The organism is Burkholderia sp. YHN3-13 (assembly GCF_055810675.1).
Map to the genome: position 1 here is coordinate 224,417 of NZ_JBVVNQ010000002.1, position 18,677 is coordinate 243,093.

General features: G+C 71.0%; 5 protein-coding genes. 4 read left to right on the plus strand and 1 reads right to left on the minus strand.

Features of this window, described 5'->3' with window-relative positions; translation table 11 throughout:
• The first annotated feature begins 70 nt into the window (after positions 1 to 70).
• The 4 genes from sctQ (at position 71) to AC0KUR_RS05985 (ending at position 16,437) form a co-directional block, all read left to right on the plus strand.
• Positions 71 to 1,225 (plus strand): type III secretion system cytoplasmic ring protein SctQ, encoded by a 1,155-nt coding sequence (gene sctQ / locus AC0KUR_RS05970; protein WP_473375539.1) that lies wholly within the window; start codon positions 71 to 73, stop codon positions 1,223 to 1,225.
• A gap of 3 nt (positions 1,226 to 1,228) precedes the next feature.
• The gene (sctR, locus tag AC0KUR_RS05975; protein ID WP_049034062.1) at positions 1,229 to 1,903 is read left to right on the plus strand and encodes a type III secretion system export apparatus subunit SctR; all 675 of its coding nucleotides are present in this window, start codon (positions 1,229 to 1,231) and stop codon (positions 1,901 to 1,903) included.
• On the plus strand, positions 1,900 to 2,688 hold the full coding sequence (locus AC0KUR_RS05980) for a lytic transglycosylase domain-containing protein (protein WP_473375540.1): 789 nt from the start codon (positions 1,900 to 1,902) through the stop codon (positions 2,686 to 2,688). The genes sctR and AC0KUR_RS05980 overlap by 4 nt, the downstream gene beginning before the upstream one ends.
• A 246-nt stretch (positions 2,689 to 2,934) precedes the next feature.
• Positions 2,935 to 16,437, plus strand: a complete 13,503-nt coding sequence (locus AC0KUR_RS05985) for an LWXIA domain-containing protein (protein ID WP_473375541.1) — start codon at positions 2,935 to 2,937, stop codon at positions 16,435 to 16,437.
• 40 nt (positions 16,438 to 16,477) lie between these two features.
• Here the strand turns inward: AC0KUR_RS05985 and asnB are convergent, their stop codons facing one another.
• Positions 16,478 to 18,445, minus strand: a complete 1,968-nt coding sequence (gene asnB / locus AC0KUR_RS05990) for an asparagine synthase (glutamine-hydrolyzing) (protein WP_034189407.1) — start codon at positions 18,443 to 18,445, stop codon at positions 16,478 to 16,480.
• Positions 18,446 to 18,677: the final 232 nt, after the last annotated feature.

Consider the following 18,677-nt stretch of genomic DNA (forward strand, 5'->3'; position numbering starts at 1 on the left):
GCGCGCCCTACGGCGCCGCCGGCCCCGGAACAACCCGTCGAATCAACGCCGAATCCGCCCCGATCCCGCCGTGCCTGCGCAGTTCCTGACGAATGCCGACGCCGGCGACGCCGCGAGCCGGGCGATGCCCGCCGCTTCCGCGCCCCCCGCCGCTGCGCCGGCGGCGGTCGCACTCGACGCGTCGCCGTACCTGCCGCGCCTGTCCGCCGCCGCCGCGCGCGGGCTGTCGCACGCGTACGGCGCGACGGGCGCCGTCCCGGTCACGCTCGGCGAGCACGCGTACGAGGTGCGCTGGCGCGTCGACGCGGAGCCGGCCGCCGATGCGCACGCGTACCGCTTCGTCATCGGCCCGGCCACCGGCACGCTGTGGATCGATCCGGTCGCGGAAACGGAATGGCTCGGCGACGCAGCCGATCCGGCCGTGCCGGCCGTGATCCGCGCGGCGCTGCTCGCCGACCTGGGCGCGCCGCTCGCGGCCGTGCTGCAGGCCGCGACGCGGCAGCGCGTGGAGCTGCTGCCGCCGCCCGAGCGCGTGCCGGCCTGGCGTGCGGCGCCGGCCGCGCTGCGCTTCGAGCTGCGGCGCGCCGATGCCGCGTGGCGTTGCCATGGCGCGCTGCTGTTCGACGTGCCCGATGCACTGGCCGTGTTCTTCGCGACCGCGCCGGCCGCGCTCGCCGATGCGCGCGCGGCCTACGCGAACCTGCCCGTGCCGCTCGTGTTCGAGATCGGCCGCACCGAGCTGACGACGGCCGAACTGGCCGACGTCGTCGGCGGCGACATCATCGCGATCGAACGCTGGCAGGCGCACGAGCAGAACCTGCTGTGCGTCGCGCGACTGCCGGCCGCGCCGGCGTGGGAAATCACCGGACGGCCGTCGGGCAACCGGCTGACCGTCGAACGAATCAGGGAGATGCCTTTGGAACCGACCCGCACCGACCACGCGCCCGTCACGACACACGATGCGCCATCCGCCGATGCGCCGCGCACGCTCGACGGCCTCGCGGTCGACCTGCGCTTCGAGCTGCCGCCCGCGTCGATGCCGCTCGGCGAGCTGAGCGCGCTGCAGCCGGGCGCCGTGATCGAGCTGCAGCAAGGGATCAACCAGAGCGTGATCCATCTCGTCGCGAACGGGATGCTGATCGGCACCGGCCACCTGATCGCGGTCGGCCAGAAACTCGGCGTGCGCGTCGTCACGCTGACGCAACCCGCGCCGCGCGAGCGCTGAACGATGGGCAACCTGCCGAACCCGGTCGCGCTGATCGCGGTGATCGCCGCGCTCGGCATCGCGCCGTTCGCGGCGCTGATGGTGACGAGCTACACGAAGCTCGTGGTCGTGCTCGGCCTGCTGCGCTCCGCGCTCGGCATCCAGCAGGTGCCGCCGAACCTCGTGCTGAACGGCATCGCGCTGATCCTGTCGCTGTTCATCATGGCGCCCGTCGGGATGTCGATCCGCGATGCGCTGCAGGCGCGCCACTTCGACGCGTCGGGACAGCTGTCGACGGCCGACGTCGGCGCGCTCGCCGATGCCGCGCTGCCGCCGATCAAGGAATTCCTCGTGTCGCACACGCGGCAGCGCGACCGCGAGTTCTTCGTGCGCACCGCGACGTCGGTCTGGCCGAAGCACCGCGCCGACGGCATCAAGGACGACGACCTGCTCGTGCTGGTGCCGAGCTTCACGCTCGCCGAGCTGACGAAGGCGTTCCAGATCGGTTTCGTGATCTACATCGTGTTCATCGTCGTCGACCTGCTGGTCGCGAACATCCTGCTCGCGCTCGGGATGCAGATGATCTCGCCGACGACGATCTCGGTGCCGTTCAAGCTGCTGCTGTTCGTCGCGCTCGACGGCTGGTCGCTGCTCGTGCACGGGCTCGTGATGTCGTACCGCGTGGCGGGTGCGGGATGAACGCGCGCGGCCTACGAATCGCGGCGGCGTGCCTGTGCGCGCTGGCCGTGCTCGCGCTGGCGGGCCTGCAGCCGCGTGACGCGCGGGCGGCCGGCGCCGCCGCGGGTTTCGCTCGACTCGCGCGCGCCTGCGCGCCGAACGTCGATCCCGACACGCTCGCCGCGCTGGTGCGCACCGAGTCGGGCTTCAATCCGTATGCGATCGGCGTGGTCGGCGGCCACCTGACGCGCCAGCCCGCGTCGCTCGACGAAGCGCGCGCGACCGCGCGCGAACTGTCGTCGCGCGGTTACAGCTACAGCGTCGGCCTCGCGCAGGTGAACGCGCGCAACTTCGCGAAATACGGGCTCGACGAAACGACGATGTTCGAGCCATGCCGCAACCTGCAGGCCGGCGGCGCGATCCTGACCGAATGCTTCGCGCGCTCGTCGGGCACCGGCCGCGCCACGCAGGCCGCACTGCGCGCGGCGCTGTCGTGCTACTACAGCGGCAACTTCACGACCGGCTTCTCGAGCGGCTACGTGAGCCGCGTCGTCGCGAGCGCGCAGCGCAACGCGCGCGAAGGCGGCGTCGAACCGATCCCGGTGGTGCGTGACGTGCCGCCGCTGGCGCGGCAGCGACGCATGGACGCGGCCGCGACCACGCCGCCCGATCGCGCGCGCAGGCTGCCGTTGCCGGCTGCCTCCGCCGACCCGCCGTCGTGCCATGCGCGCCCGGTCGTGATGATGTGCCACGGCTTGTCGGCGAGCCAGACGAAGCGGCTGTGCGTGCGGTGTCTCGATCAGTGACCGCATGAGCGCACGCGGCGCCCTGCACGCGCGTCGCTTTCAGGGGTCCGAACCACGCCGCGCGGCACGGCTGCCGCACGCGGCGCCCGTCTCGTAGCCCGCGCGGCGCCCGGGCGCCGGCCCCTTCCTGCCGCTACGAAACAGCGGTGTTCCCGTCGCCGGGGGCGTCCGTACACTCGAACGATCACGTTGCGGCGCGCAGGGCGCCGCGCGTGCCGCGCATTGGGCGGTTCAACGGAGACGAGCATGCTGTTGATCGACGGAGTGGGACTGGGTGTCAACTGGCAGCGCTTCCTGTCGGAAACGCTGAATCCGGTCGTCGCACCGCCGCCTCCGCCGCCTCCGCCGCCGAAAAAGGACGATCCGGCCGCCGGGCCCGCGAGCCCGAGCGTCGCCCCGCCGATTCCCGTCACCGCATCGCTGGCCACCGATCCGTCGAAGCCGACCAACGCCGAGATCCAGTCCGCGACGTCGCTGATCCAGAACATGGCCGCGCAATATACGGCGCCGCCGCCCGACATCACCGTCGAGAACGACAAGACGCGCGCGGTGCAGAAAGCGATCCAGGACGCGCAGACGAACTACGACAACGCATCGCAGACGCTGCAGGGCGCGCAGAACGTGCTGCACCTGGTCAACCGCGATCCCGAGTCGACGGCCGACGACCGCAAGACCGCGCAGGCCGACTACGCGAAGGCGCGCACGGCGGCCGACACCGCGCAGCGCGAGCTGAACGTGACCACCGACGCCGGCTACATGATCCTGTACGGCGAACAGGCGAACGCCGACATGCCGGCCGGGATGAAGATCGACGATTCCGGCAAGGTGACGGACGCCGGCGACGCGCAGCACGCGGCCGACCAGCAGTTCAAGACGCTGCTGGCCGCCTTCCCCGATCATGCGAACGATCCGAACTGGGTACCGCAGCCGGGCGACTGCAAGAATCCGCTGCAGATCCGGCTCTACGACGACTGGCAGACCGCCAGCGCGAAGGCGGCCGTGGGCGCGTCGAAATACTTCGCGGACGTCGCGAATTCCAACCTCGCGTATACGCAGTTCCAGTCGTACCTCGCCGATCCGGACTACAAGGCCGCGCTCGATGCGGGCGTCGGGCGGCTGAACGATGCGCTGCAGCCGCTGGAACTGCAGGTCACGATGCCCGATGCCCCCGCTTCACAGGATGCCGCGCAGCAGGCGGTCACGTCCGCCGCGAAGGATGCGAACTACGCGAACGCCGCGTACGGCGCGGCCAACGACAGCCTGGCGCTCACGAACGCGCAGCAGCACTACGATTCGGCCAGCGGCAAGGAAGGACCGACGGTGGTCGTCGCGAATGCGGTGTCGGACGCGAAGACCGCGCTCGCCCGCGCGCAGACGGCCGCGAACACGAGCGGCGGTTATCTGCAGATGCTGTCCGCGCAGCGGCAGGTCGACGCGCTGCAGGCCGACTATACGAAGAAGCTGGACGCATCCAACGCGTGGCACAAGGACAATCCGCACGCGATGATCAAGGATCCGCAGGTCGATATGGACCTCGGCGATGCGTATGCGAAGCTCGATCAGGCGAAGCAGCAGGCAAGCATCGCGCACGACGGTTTCGTCGTCGCGTACGGTGCGACGCTCGCGCAGCAGTACGACGATCAGGCATCGCAGATCAAGGCGCAGGTGAACGCGCAATCGATATTCACGAAGCCGGGGCTTCAACCGCCGCTGCTGACGCCGTCGCTGTCGACCGCGAACGGCCTGCCGGGGCTGCCCGCATCGTCGTTGTCGACGGCGACGTCGGCCGCCCCCTCCGGCACGCCGCCGCTGCCGAGCGCGTCGCCGCTGGCCCCGCCGACGTTGCCCGGGTCCAACGGCGCAGCGTCGCTGCCCGCGTCGCCGCTGCTCGACAGCCCGTTCCTGCTGCCGCAGTCGTCGGGCCCGTCCGCCGCGCAGGCCGGCCCGACGATGCTCGACGTGAAGCGCATGCAGACCGTCGCGGGCGCGATCCGCGCGGCCGACGGCCGGATGTCGGATTCGGTAAACGAGCGCGCGACCCAGCTCGCGCTGTCGCAGGCGCGCATCCAGCAGACGCAGGCGAAGAGCACGCTCGCGTCGGTGCAGAAGCAGTACGACGACTGGGCAGCCGCGAATCCGCCGCCGATGCGTTTTCGCACCGTCGCGGGCGACGACATGATCCCGGCGCCGTCGATGCCGCGGCCCAACCTGTACCAGGACCCGCTCGACAAGGCGAAGGCGGCCGTCACGCAGGCCGACAATGCGGTGCAACGTCTGCAACTGCTGAGCGAGACGTCGCATCAGCAGGTATTGATGGATCAATTCGACGCGGGACTCGACGAGCGGCTGCGCTACGCGGCGCCCGACTCTGACGCCGGCAACGACTACAAGAAGGCGCTGCACGACTTCTACGAGGCGCACCGCGGCGAGCTGTCGAACTCGCTACTCGACGCGGCGAGCGCGAGCACGCAGAACGGCGATACGATCGCGTTCGGCAAGCTGACCGACAACGAGCAGCGCAACCTGATCGGCGTCGCGCTCGGCATGCAGCCCGACGTGCCGAACACGGCATCGTCGAGCGATGGTTCGGATCCCGTATCGCCGACGAAGGACGATGTCGCGCGCTACACCGACAAGGACAAGCTGTCGACGATCAACAGCGTGCGCGACAAGCTGCTGTCGATCGGCGGCGGCGCGACGACGCAGGTCAACGTGCTGCCGATGGTCTATGCCGCCAAGGATGCCGGCATGACCACCAGCGCGCTGTTCAAGGTCAGCGGCAAGGACGGCACGCAGTACGTCGACGAGACGGCGAGCACCTACAACGACATCAACGACTACATCGACAACAACGAGCTGTCGAAGGACGGCACCGTCGACATCGCGACCGGTCACAACGCGGACGGCTCGCTGCAGCTCGTGTCGAAGGCCGCGCATCACGAAAGCGGCTTCGACAGTTTCCTGAACACGCTGACCAGCACGGGCCTGAACATCGGCATGATGGTCGGCGGGATGGCGCTCGAAGGTCTCGGCACGCTGCTCGACGGCACCGGCATCGGCGCGATCGTCGGCGTGCCGCTGAACATCCTCGGCGCGGGGATGATGTACACGGCGATCGGCGCGACGATGACGAGCGCGGGCCTCGATCTGGCCAACCGCGCCGACCACGGGCGCAGTCTCAATCCGTTTACCGACGCGGGCGCGCGGGCCGACTTCATCAACCTCGTGCCGATGGGCGCGGCGGGCGCCGCGAAGCTCGCCGGCAGCAAGCTGTTCACGCGCGCGGTCACGGCGCTCACGCGCACGCCGAAGGTCGCGTCGGTGCTTACCACCGGCGCGCGCGCCACCGCGGTCGTGACGGGCGTGGGCGGCGCGGTCGAGGCGTTCGGCGAAGCGGGCTACGACTATTTCGTCAAGGGCGACACGAAGGCGGCCGGCGAGCAGCTCAAGTCCGGGATCACCAACGTCGCGCTGATGGCCGCCGGTGGCCTCAAGGAACGCGCGGTGACGTCGGTGCGCACGCACACCGGCCGGCCGGTGCCGATCCGCGGGGCCGACGGCGACACCGTCACGGTCGACAGCCAGATGCTCGGCCAGATCCTGAACAAGGGCGACGTGTCGTCGCTCGCCTACGGCCGCACCCGGGCGACGCTCGACGGGGAAGCCGTGAAGGTGTCGCCCGACGGCATGCTGATGGTCGGCGACAAGATCCTGACCTACGACAACCAACCGATCCGCGTGCTCGACAAGACGTCGAGCAAGCAGATGCCGCCCGGCAAATCGGTGGTGCTCGGCGAGGACGGCACGCTGTCCGTCGTGTCGGCCTCGCCGAAGGAATGGACCAACGGCACGCGCATCGACGACGTGACGGGAACCGGCGAGCGCCTGTCGTTCGGCCCGGACGGCGAGATGACCACGACGCCGAACGTCGTCCCGAAGACGCGGCTCGAACTGCTCGATCACACCCTTGCGCAGACGAGCGAAGCGATCCGGCAGGCAAGCGGCGCCGACGCGCAGGCGCCGCGCAGCCTCGCGCAGACGGCCGCCGAAAGCGAAACGGCCAGCACGGCGAACAACGCCCGCAGCACGCAGCGCGCGAGCCAGGAACGCGCGCGCGTCGATCAGCAGCACGACGAAACCGAACTGGACCGCACGTCGGCCGCGCGCAACGACCGGCGCAGCGAGGATGCGCAGGCGCTGCGGACGCGGCCCGCCGACCTCGAGGAACCCGCCGGCGGCGGCACGCGAACGAAGACGGATGGCTCGCCGCCGCGCGTCAACGTGAAAATCGTCGACCTGACGGACGAAGCGCCGGCCGCCCGACCGGCCGCGCGCGATCCGGCCGGCGTCGCGGTCCCGCGCGGGCCGAGCGCCGAACCGCTGGAGGTCGGCGACCGCACCGTCTATGTCGTGCGCGACCGCGCGGCGCAGGACGCGCCTGGCGCACGGCCGTCCGCGTTGCGCCCGCAGGATCTCGACGAGCCGGTGATCGTCGTCGCGGGCGAACATGACGCGGCACTGGCGCCCGAACTCGCGAACCGCTGGCAGAAGCCCGTCTACGCCGCCGCACCCGACGCGTTCGGCGCCGACGGCCAGCTGCGCGCCGACGCACGCGTGCTGCGTTTCGATCCCGCGCCGGAAACCCCGGCAGCCGAAACCGGCTTGCCGGGCGCGGCCGCGGCCGACGAAACGCCGCCGGCATCGCCCCGCCCGGCTGCCGGCGACGACACGGTGATCGTGCTGGCCGGCAAGCGCGGCCCGAACGAACCGGCGATGCCCCGTACGGCCGCGCCGCCCGAGCCGGTCAAGGCGCTCGACGGCGTGTTCAGCGCGCCGAACCGCGTGCTCGTGCTCGTCAAGCCGGAACGCCCCGGTGCGCCCGAGCGGAACGCGGAGCGGGAAACGGCCGCGGCCGACCGCGGCACGCGCGCGATCGACGACGCGGGCGACCCGACCGCTCCCGCACCGACCGGCGGCGAACGTCGCGCCGCGGCGAACGACGACATCGGCCTCGCCGCCGCGCACCCCGAAACGACCGAGACCGCCCCGCCCGACCCCGGCGCATCGAAGCCGGGCTGGGTCACGCGGATGCAGATGCGCTTCGGCGGCGCGGCGCTGCCCGAAGCCGCACAGGCGCTCGCGATGCAGTCGGGCACGCTCGCCACCCAACTGCGCATGCTGCAGGACGCCGGCTGGCGCGTGACGCTCGGCAAGCGCGGCGGCGGCAGCCGCATCGACCCGCGCAAGCGTCGCGTGACGATCGACGGCGCGCTCCAGCATCCGGGCAGCATCACATATACGCTCGCGCACGAAGCGCGCCATGCGGTCGAGGCGATGGCCGGTGTGCTGAATCTCGACTACGGCAACCGCAGCCGCTTCACGCGCAAGGCGCTCGAAGCCGAGGCGCGCGCGCAGATCAACGCGTTCGAGGCACGCTACGAAATCAAGCTCGCGGGTGGCGGCGACATTGCCGCGCATGTGCGCCTGCCCGATGCGATCGAGCGCGAAGGCGCCGCGTGGCGCGCGCCGTCGCACGACTATGCGGGCACGGTCGGACGCCTCGTCGACGCATTCGCGGATGCGCCCGTGTCGGGCCGCGACGGCGAGACCTACCGCGACTTCTACGACGACGTATGGTCGCGCCAGAAGCGCCGCGGCGGCATCCCGCGCCGAATGCCCGCGCCGCAAACGCACGAGACCGCCGACGCGCCGCGCGGCGTGCGCAGCTTCGACGAACGCGTCGCCTGGAGCCGCGCGCATGCCGACTATGCGTCGCCGTTCGGCGACGGGCCCGTGCCTGCCGCGGCCGACCTCCAAGCAGCGCGCAGCCGCCACTTCACGATGCTGCAGGACGAAGGCGTGCTGATGCTGCATGCCGACACGTTGCCGGACGGCACGCTGCTCGCGGATGGACAACCGGCCAGCGTGCATGAATACGCGCTCGACCAGGCGCCGTCGTTCCTGATCAAGGACGGCTATTCGATCGTGCTGTCGGCGAAGCACGGCGGCGATGCGGCTGCCGCGCAGCTCGCGAACCTGTGGCAGCGGCCGGTGTATGCGCCGCCCCCACACGCGGTCGGCGAACGCGCGGCGCTGCTCGACACCGGCGTGTTCCGCCGCTACGACCCGGCGCCCGCGGCACCGCACGATCTCGGGCCGCTGGCGGCCGACGCCGAAGGCGTGCACGTCGAGGGCAATCCGGCCGCGCGGATCGACGTCGAGCGTCACGTCGGCGAACTGCTCGGCGCCGGCGGCGAGAAAACCGTGTTCGCGCTCGGCCACGATGCCGCGCTCGCGGTTTACGACCACGGCCCGCATACGTCGGAAGCCCGCCAGATCGAAGCGGCGATCGACGAGAGCATCGCACTCGACGATCTCGCCGCGTACGACCTGAAGACCGTGACGATGCACGGTCCGTTCTCCGCGCTGAACCGCGTCGCCGTGCTGTACCGGCCGCTGGGCGTGTTCCACAGCTACGGCTTCGAGACGGGCGCGCTGCCGCGCGTGGTGTCGCGCGCGGCGCTCGAGCATATCCGGCAGATTCGCGAAGTCGTCGAACGCACGGGCATCGGCTTCGACCTGCAAGGCCTCTTCACGCGCGGCGGCGATTTCCTGCTGAGCGACCCCGGCCCGATCGGCACGGGCGCGGGCGAGCACTTCACCGCGCTGCAGCGGCTCGCGGTAATCGAGCGCGCGCTGACGCAAGGCCTCGAGCGCGGCAACATCGAACTCGCGCATCCGCGGCTCGCCGAAACGCCGCCGCCCGATGCGTTCGTGCAAAAACCGTCGGTCATCACGCGCGTGCGGATGCGCTTCGGCGGCGCCCCGCTGCCGAAGGAAGCGTACCGGCTGATCGACGCGTCGAGCCTGCTGTCTCAGCAGCTTCGGCTCGGCACCGACGCCGGCTGGAAAGTCGTGCGCGGCAAGCCCGGCGGCGGCAGCAAGATCGATACGCGGCGGCGGCGCGTCACGATCGACGGCGGCCTGCGGTCGACCGGATCGATGGTCTACGTGCTCGCGCATGAAGCCCGCCACGCGCTCGAGGCCGCGACCGGCACGCTCGGGCTCGACTACGGCTCGACGCAGGGTTACGTGCGTAGCGCGCTGCTCGCCGAGGCGCGTGCGCAGGTCAACGCGTTCGCGGTGCGCGACGAGATCCGGGCGAACCTCGGCGTCGACATCGGCCGCCACGTCGCGCTGCCCGAGGCGATCGCCAACGAATACGGCCGCGCGCGGCCCGGCGACGCCGCCTCGCTCGCGCGCCTCGCCGACGCGTTCGAGCACAGCCCGACGTCGCTCGACGGCGGCGTGACCTACGGCGAGCTGTATCGGCGCCACGCGCAGGCCGCGCGGCGTACCGGGGTCACGATGCCGGCGCCGCGCGACACGGCCGCCACGCTCGCCGAGGAAACGGCATGGTCGCGCGCCCGCCCGGTGAAGGCGTCGCCGTTCGACGGCAAGCCGGTAGCCGGCGTCGACGCACTGACGCTCGACCGCTCGGGCCCGCTGTCCTACGACCGCGACGGCCGCATCGTGATCGTGCATGGCGTCACCGACGCGCAAGGCCGCCTCGTCGATCCGGACGGCCGGCCATACACGCCGGTCGAGGTCACGCTCGCGCACCGCTCGGTGCTCGGCCTGCCCGGCTCGTCGGTGATCCTCTCGGCACGCAACGGCCGCGACGCCGCCGCGTGGCTCGCGAACGTCTGGCAGCGCCCCGTCTACGCCCCGCCGACGATCGCGGTCGGGCTCGGTGCCGAGGCACGGCTCGGCCATACGAACGCGTGGCTGCGTTACGATCCGGCGCCGCACCTGCGCCCGGACCTCGGCGCGCTCGAGGTGGACGGCAACGGCGTCCACGTCAGCGGCGATCCGACCGCCCGCGTGCCGGTCGAGCGCTTCACCGGCGCGGCAACCGGCGCCGGCATCGAGAAGACCGTGTTCGAACTCGGCCGCCGCAATGCGATCGGCCTCTACCAGGGCACCGACAATCGCGCGATCCTCGGTCACATCGAATCGATCCGCCTCGAACAGGAAGGCCTCGCGGCGCTGCGCGCGCACGGGCTGCGCACGCTCACGGTCGGCGGCCCGTTCGCGGCCTTCGATCGCGTGGCCGTGATGTACGCGCCGTTCGCGTCGCTGAGCAGCCACGACGTGATGGCCGGCGTGCTGCCGGCGCGCGTCACCCGCGACGCATTCGCGCAGCTCGACCGTGCGCGCGACATCACCGCGCGGCACCGCCTGTACTACGACTTCGAAGGCGTGTTCGACGCGCACGGCGACTTCTACCTGAGCGACCCGTCGACGGTCATGACCGATGCGCCGAAGCTGAACGTCGAAGGCATCGTCCGCGAGATCGGCGCGCTGCGCGTGACGCTCGAAGACGGCATCGCGCGCGGCGCGATCGAGCTCGCGCATCCGGGCATCGCCGAACACCTGCCGCCCGACGCATTCGTGCAGAAGCCGTCCGTCGTCACGCGCATCCGCATGCGTTTCGGCGGCGCGCCGCTGCCGAAGGCCGCTCATGCGCTGATCGACCGCTCGAGCCTGTTGCGCCAGCAGGTCGCGCTGGCCGGCGAGGCCGGCTGGCAAATCGTGGTGGGCCGGCCCGGGCGCGGCAGCCGGATCGATACCGCGAAGCAGCGGATCGTGCTCGACGGGCAGTTCCACGGCACCGGCACGCTCGTCTATACGCTCGCCCACGAAGCGCAGCACGCGGTCGAGACGATCACGCGCCGCCTCGCGCTCGATCGCTCGTCGCCGGAGGCGCTGACCGACAGTGCGCTGATGGCCGAAGCGCGCGCGCAGGCGAACGCGTTCGCGGTGCGCCGCGAAATCCTCGACGACGGCGGCATCGACATCGCCCGGGACGCCCGCCTGCCCAACGCGATCGCACGGGAAGCCGACCACGTGATGCCCGGCGACGAAGCCGGGCTGCGCCGGCTCGCGGCCGCCTTCGGCGATGCCGCGCCGTCCGTGCCCGGCCACATGAACTATCGCGCGTACTACGCGAACCAGGCCGACGCGATGCATGCGCGCGGCGTGCCGCGCGAGATGCCGGCGCCCGCACCGCAGCCGGCGTCGAACGTGCCGGCCGCCGCCGCGACGGCGGACGCCGCGAGCCGTCGGCATGCGCTCGATCACCTCGCGTCGCATGGCAAACGCGACCTGGTCCGCATCGACGGTTCGCAACTCGCGTCGCTCCAGCAGATGAAGGAAGCGTTCGGCACGAACGCGCACGTGCTGATCGCCGAGCATGAACCGCGGCCGGACGCCTCCGTCGAGGCGCGCCATGCACAGCCGAAGTTCATCGCGAGCATGCGCACCGACGGCAACGGTACGTTCGTCGACAAGGCGTCCGCCGATCCGGCCGCGCCGATCCCGGACGCGGTCTATCGCGCGCTGAAGGACAACGGTGGCGCGCAACGGGCGGACGTCGATTTCTACGTGTCGCCCGTGTCGCTCGCGCAATTGCGCGAGTACGGCGGCGCCGCGCGGATCACCGCGCGCAGCGACGGCCGCACCTGGGAAGCCGAACAGGCGGCGGCGACGCCCGACGCGAGCGTCGTCACGACGCTGAAATCGCTCGCCGACGCGCCGCGTTTTCGCCGGCCGAAGCAGGCGGCGAAGGCGGCCGGCGACGGCGCGACGCTTTACGCGATCGACAAGGAAACCGGCAAGGTGCTCGGCTACGCGACGCGCAACGCCGCGCACGACTGGACCTATCACGAGTCGACCTCGCTCGGCGACGCGACGATCGCACCGCGCGATCTCGGCGCCGCGTTCCGCCGGCGCGCGCGCAATCTGTCCGGCGGCCGGCGCGGCGTGCGATTCGTCGTGACGGACGTCGCGCACGACACGGTCGAGCGCTACGGCGGCTTCGCGCCGGCCGCGATGCGCAAGGCGCTCGGCGACGAGAAGCCGCCGATGCAGAAACTCGGCACGCGCGTGCAGCGCGGCCTCGCGAAGGTCGATCCCGGCGTGCGCCGCAAGATCGCCGAGATCGACGGCGCCGACAGTCCGTTGCTGCCGCCGAAGCTCGTCCCGGACAACGAACAGCTCGCGATCGACTTCAGCGGCGCGAACACGCTGCATCTGATGCGCGCGCTGGAGCTGAAGGCCATCCGCGGCGATCACTACGTGTACGTGTACGAGACCGATCATCCGGTCGCCGAATCGCTGCATGCGCGCCGCGGCATCATCGCGATCCGCGATGGCAACGCGCGCTGGTACGACGACGCCGAGCAATTGCGCGACCGGCCGGACGCGGGCCGCCCGCTCGACGAGATGCCGCTCGGGCGCGGCCCGTTCGGCGCGAATCAGCACTTCCTGCTGTCGACGCTCGCGCCCGATGCGTTCGATCCGCGCGCGACCGCCACGCAGAAAGCCGCGCTTGCGCAACGGCTCACGCAGTTGCTCGACGAGAAATCGAATTTCGATGCGCTGCCGGCGAAGTTCGACCTCGCGACGCGCTGGATCCGCACGCAGATCGCCAGCCAGATCGATCGCGTGAAAGCCGCGCAAGCCGACCTCGCCGCCGCCCAGCAGGCCGCGCAGCCGGCGGGCGGCGGCACGACCCGCCCCGCCGGCCGGGTGCGCAACGCGCTGCGCGGCAAGGGCGGCCGGCGCAGCCGCCGCGCCGCGAATGCGTCGAATGCGTCGAACGTGCCGGCCGCGCCGAAGCCGCCGAAAACGCCGGCCGCCAAGCCGCTGACGCTGCGGCCATACCAGCCGAGCCTGGGGTCGAGCACGGTCGCGGAATGGGTGATGCGCTACGGCGCCGCCAAGGTGGCCGACTGGTTCCCGACGGTCGACCGCGTGAAGGCGGTCGCCACACGCCGGAACCAGCCCGATGCCGGCGGCCTCGCGCTGACCGACGAACCGCAGACGATCCTGGCCGACGCACCGATGCTGAAAGCGCTCGGCATCCCCCTTGGTCTCGCGCGCGAGGTGTCGAGCATGCCGTCGCGCGGGCCGGTCGCCGATCCACACGGCGATCACAACCGGTTCGTGAAGTGGATGCAGGCGTACGCCACGCGCCACAGCGCGGCACGCATGATCGACAAGCGCGCGATCCAGGCGTTCGTGCGCGCGCCGGCCGAGATCCAGGACCGCGTCGCACCGATGGCACGTGCGTTCAACCTGCGCGACGATCCGGCGCTCGCGGTGCGCTACATCGACCAATATGGCGGCGCGATGCCGGTGGTGTCGATTCCGGTCGATCCGCACACGCTCGCGGCCGCGCGCGGCGGCAAGCACGACCCGGCGTTCATCCGGCGCGCCCGCCAGTTCGGGTCCCCGATCGGCGCGCGCTACAACGAGGCCGACGCGACGATCACGCGCGAGACGCCGGACGGCACCACGCGCACGCTCGAGCTCGACGACATCGCGCATCTGCACCAATGGCTCACCGCGGCGTCGCGCTACGGTTTCCAGCTTCGTCTCGAAGCGGCGGCCGGCCGCCCGCTCGTGTCCGCGGACGACCGCCGCACGATCGCCGGCACCAACGACAGCTACGCCGAATACACGCGGCTCATGACGTCGTTCGAGCGCTGGTCGCACGATCACCCCGGCGCACCCGCGCCGAACGTGATGCTGAGCTTTCACGGGTGGGACGCCGTGCTCGAACCGGTGCCGGGCGCCGGCCACGTCGAGCTGCTCGATGCGCTGCTCGACCGCAAGGCGATCGACTGGCTGCACGTCGGGCTGTCGTACGGCACGCACGGGACCGACTTCATCGCGAACCAGGACCTGACGCGGGCGCTGGCGGAACGGATCGTCGACTATTACCAGACCGACCGTCACGGCAAGTTCGCCCGGCTGCACGGCGCCGACGCGCTCACGCGCGTCTTCGAACCGGTGAGCCCCGAGGCGTTCGCGAACCAGCAGCAGGTGCTGTTCGCGGAAATCGCGCGCATCGGCAAGTCGAAAGGCCTGTCCGACGACGCGCTCGCGACGCTGCGCAGCGAAATGTACGAACGCAACACGACCGCGCTCGTCAACCAGGCCCGCAAGGCGACGATCGAGCATGCGATGACGCAGTGGGCGTCGGCCGACCATCCGCCCGCCACGCGCACCGAAAAACTCGCCCGCCGCTTCGGCGAACGCTGGCTCGCGGAAGCCGGCGGCCGCGCGCCCGCACGCGGCACCGTCGTGACGAGCGCCGATCCCGCCGGGCCGCTGGCCGACAGTCGCGCCTACTGGCAGTCGGTGGTCGAGCGTGAAGCGCTGAAGAACGACCCGTCGAAGCCGATCAGCGTCGGCCGGCAGATCGCGGCGAACCCGAAACAGGCCAAGATGATCGAGGAACTGCAGGCGCTCGCGCAGATCAACGCGCTGCGCGTGCACCGGCCGTCGTTCCGCAAGGCGGAGCTGTGGAAGTCGATCGGCTTCAGCTCGCTCGTCACCGGGGCGGGCGCGCTCGTGATCGCCGATACGCTCGGTGCGACGCACGTGCTGCGGCACGACATGCTGAGCAGCGCGACGTCGTCGTTCCTGCTGGGCTCGCGTCTCGGCCGCGTGTTCCAGGTCATGCACCAGGGCGCGGTGCGCAGCCTGCAGGCCGGCGATCCGAAGGCCGCGCAGGCGGTCCTCACGCGGCTCGAAGTGACGCTGTCGCGGCAGTTGCGCTCGGGCGCGCACGATTACGGCCAGAACCGGCGCGCCCAGCTGGAGCAAATCTCGAACGAAGCGCGGACGCTGGCCGCGCAGTACGTCGAACTGAATCGCGTCGGGCTGATGAGTTTCGACGACGCGACCACCCACATCAAGGCGCTCGCCGCGGACGTGCTCGCGCAGATGCAGGGCACCGTCGGCGGCACGTCGCTGCAGCAGCTCCATACCGGCAACCCGCGCCACCTGTTCGGCATCGCGGGTCGCGCGGGCGCCGCGATCACGTCGACCGCGACGCTCGCGGTCGGCATCAGCGGCGTCGTGCACGCGCACGGCGCGTTCGATCTCGCCTACGGCTCGGCCGCCATCGCGAGCGGTGCGTTGGGTGCCACGTACGCGGGGCTCGTCTATACGATCGGCGCGCACCGCGTGAATGCCGACAAGCGCAGCCGCATCGTGCGCTTCACCGATTCGGCGAGCGACTTCATGGCCGTCGCGTACGGCGGTCTCGGCACCGGCGTGCAGTGGAGCGGCGGCCATTACGATCTCGCCATCGCGACCGGCGTGTCCACCGCGCTGCTGCTCGGCGGGCGTCTGAACACGCATTTCCCGAACGCGACGCCGCTGATCAAGAAGATCCCCACGGCCGTCGTGCTGATTCCGGTCGGCGCGTTCGCGTACAAGCTGATCGAAGGTCTGTGGACGACGTTCTTCGGCTCGGGGTCCGGCGCGTCGAATCAGTCGAATTCGTCGCAATCGCATCTCGCGCCCGGCGCGTCGCCGAGCGCTTCGGCCCATCCTTCGGCCAGCGCCGCGCCGAGCGCTTCGACAACCGCGTCGCCCGGTACCTCGCCTGCCGCGCCGGCTTCGCCGTCGGCCAGCGCCACGCCGTCGACCGCGCAACCGTCCGGGTCGCCGCAGCCCTATATCGTCGTGGCCGGCGATTCGCTGTGGGTGATCGCCGACCGGCATCGCCAGTCGCTGCTCGACGCCGCGCACGTGTCGCGCGCCGACCGGCAGGCGATGCCGCGCGGCAAGCAGGATATGCTCGCACTCAACGAGATCCTGCAGCTCAATCCGTCGGTTTCACGCGATCCGAACCAGTTGTCGGTCGGCACGCCGCTGATCGTGGGCTGATATCGGCGCGCCGTCCGCGGGGCGCCGATATCACGCCGCATCACGCCGCCCGCTGATGTTCCAGCCACGCCTGGAACATCAGCACCGTCCACAACGGGTGCTGCCAGTTCATCCGGCCGGTCTGGTGCTGCCGCCACAGCCGCTCGACCGCGGTCGCGTCGAAGAAGCCTTCTTCGCGTAGCCGCGACGGGCGCAGCAGCGCCTCGGCCCAGTCGCGCAGCGCGCCGCGCAGCCAGTGATCGACGGGCGCGCAGAAGCCCTGCTTCGGCCGGTCGATCAGCGCGGACGGCACGTACCGGTCGAGCAGCCGGCGCAGCAGCGCCTTCGACTGCCCTTCCGGCAAGCGCACGGACGCCGGCACGCGCCACGCGAATTCGACGACGTGATGATCGAGGAACGGCATGCGCGTCTCGAGGCTCACGGCCATCGCCGCGCGATCGACTTTCGCGAGAATGTCGGTCGGCAGGTAGGTGAGCGTGTCGATCGCCATCGCCTGCTCGGCGAAGCTCAGGTGCGCGGGCCACGCCGACACCGTGTCGAGCGGCGTCGGCGGCTCCTGCCCCGACAGCGCGATGCGCTCGGGATGATGCACCGACGACATCAGCAGCCGGTACAGCCCGATCCGGCTCTCGGCCGTCATCACGTGGCCGAGCTTGTGCAGGCGATCGCCGATGCGCGTCGCCGTGTCGCGCGCCTCCACGCCGCCCCACGCGCCCTGCGCGACGGCCGCGAGCTGGTCCGCGTGATCGGGCCGCAGCGCATGCAGCGCGGCCGCGATGCGCGCCCGCACGGCCGCCGGCACGCGGTGCAGCTTGCGCCACAGGCGCGGCGTCAGGAAGTAGCGCGTATAGCCGCCGAACAGCTCGTCGCCGCCGTCGCCGGACAGGCTCACCTTCACGTGCCGGCGCGTCAGTTCCGACACGAGGAAGGTCGGGATTTGCGACGCATCGGCGAACGGCTCGTCGTAGATCGACGGCAGCTTCGGGACGACGCCGAGCGCATGGTCGGCCGTCACGTAGAGTTCGGTATGGCGTGTGCCGAGGTGGCGCGCGACGGCCTTCGCGTAACCGGCTTCGTCGTAGCCGGCCTCGTGGAAGCCGATCGTAAACGTGTCGACCGGCGTCGACGATTGCGCCTGCATCAGCGCGACGATCGTCGACGAATCGATGCCGCCCGACAGGAACGCGCCGAGCGGCACGTCCGCTTCCATCTGCCGCGCGACGGCCCGGCGCAGGATCGCGTCGAGCTGGTCGACGGCTTCGTCGGCATTGCCCTCGAACGGCTGCGCACGGCCCGCCTCGATCGTCTGCTCGAGCGTCCAGTACGCCCGCACGCGCGGCGTGTCGCGCGCATGCTCGAACTGGATGTAGGTGCCGGGCGGCAGCTTGTGGATGCCGCGATAGATCGTGTAAGGCGCAGGCACGCTCGACTGACGCAGGTACAGGCACAGCGCGTCGCGATCGATCGCGCCGTCGAAACCCGGATAACCGCGCAGCGCCTTCAGCTCGGACGCGAACACCAGCGCGTCGCCGATCCGGCCGTAGTAGAGCGGCTTCTCGCCGATCCGGTCGCGTGCGAGCGTCAGCACGCGCGACGCGCGATTCCACAGCGCGAACGCGAACATGCCGGTCGCGCGGCGCAACGTTGCCTCGATACCCCACGCGACGATCGCCGCGATCAGCACCTCGCTGTCGGAGTGGCCGCGCCACGCCGGTGCGCGACCCGCGCGCTCGAGCTCCGCGCGCAGTTCGCGATGGTTGTAGATTTCGCCGTTGAAGACCATGACGTAGCGGCCGCACGCGGATGCCATCGGCTGCCGGCCATGCACCGACAGGTCGAGGATCGCAAGTCGCCGGTGGCCGAGCGCGATGCCGGCTTCCGGGTCGACCCAGATCCCCTGCCCGTCCGGCCCGCGATGCGCGAGGCTCGTCGTCATTCGCGCGAGCGTGCCGCGCGCTGTCTCCTCATCGAAGGCGACGCTATTCAGAAAGCCGTCGATTCCGCACATTTGATTTGTCTGCCCCTGTTGACCTGTTCCGTCATGTACCGCGCAAACTCGCGGCCGCCGTCGGGCGTGACGGTCGGGCCATATTACGAAGAAATAAATCAGCAATAATTCACTGGTGAACGCAGACGAAATCCGGAAAAAAACCCGCGTCAAGCCCCGGGGGCGGATCGCCCCGCCAAGGGGCCATATCGAATGGGAATGGACGGCCGATGCGCGACGCGCGCAGGAAATA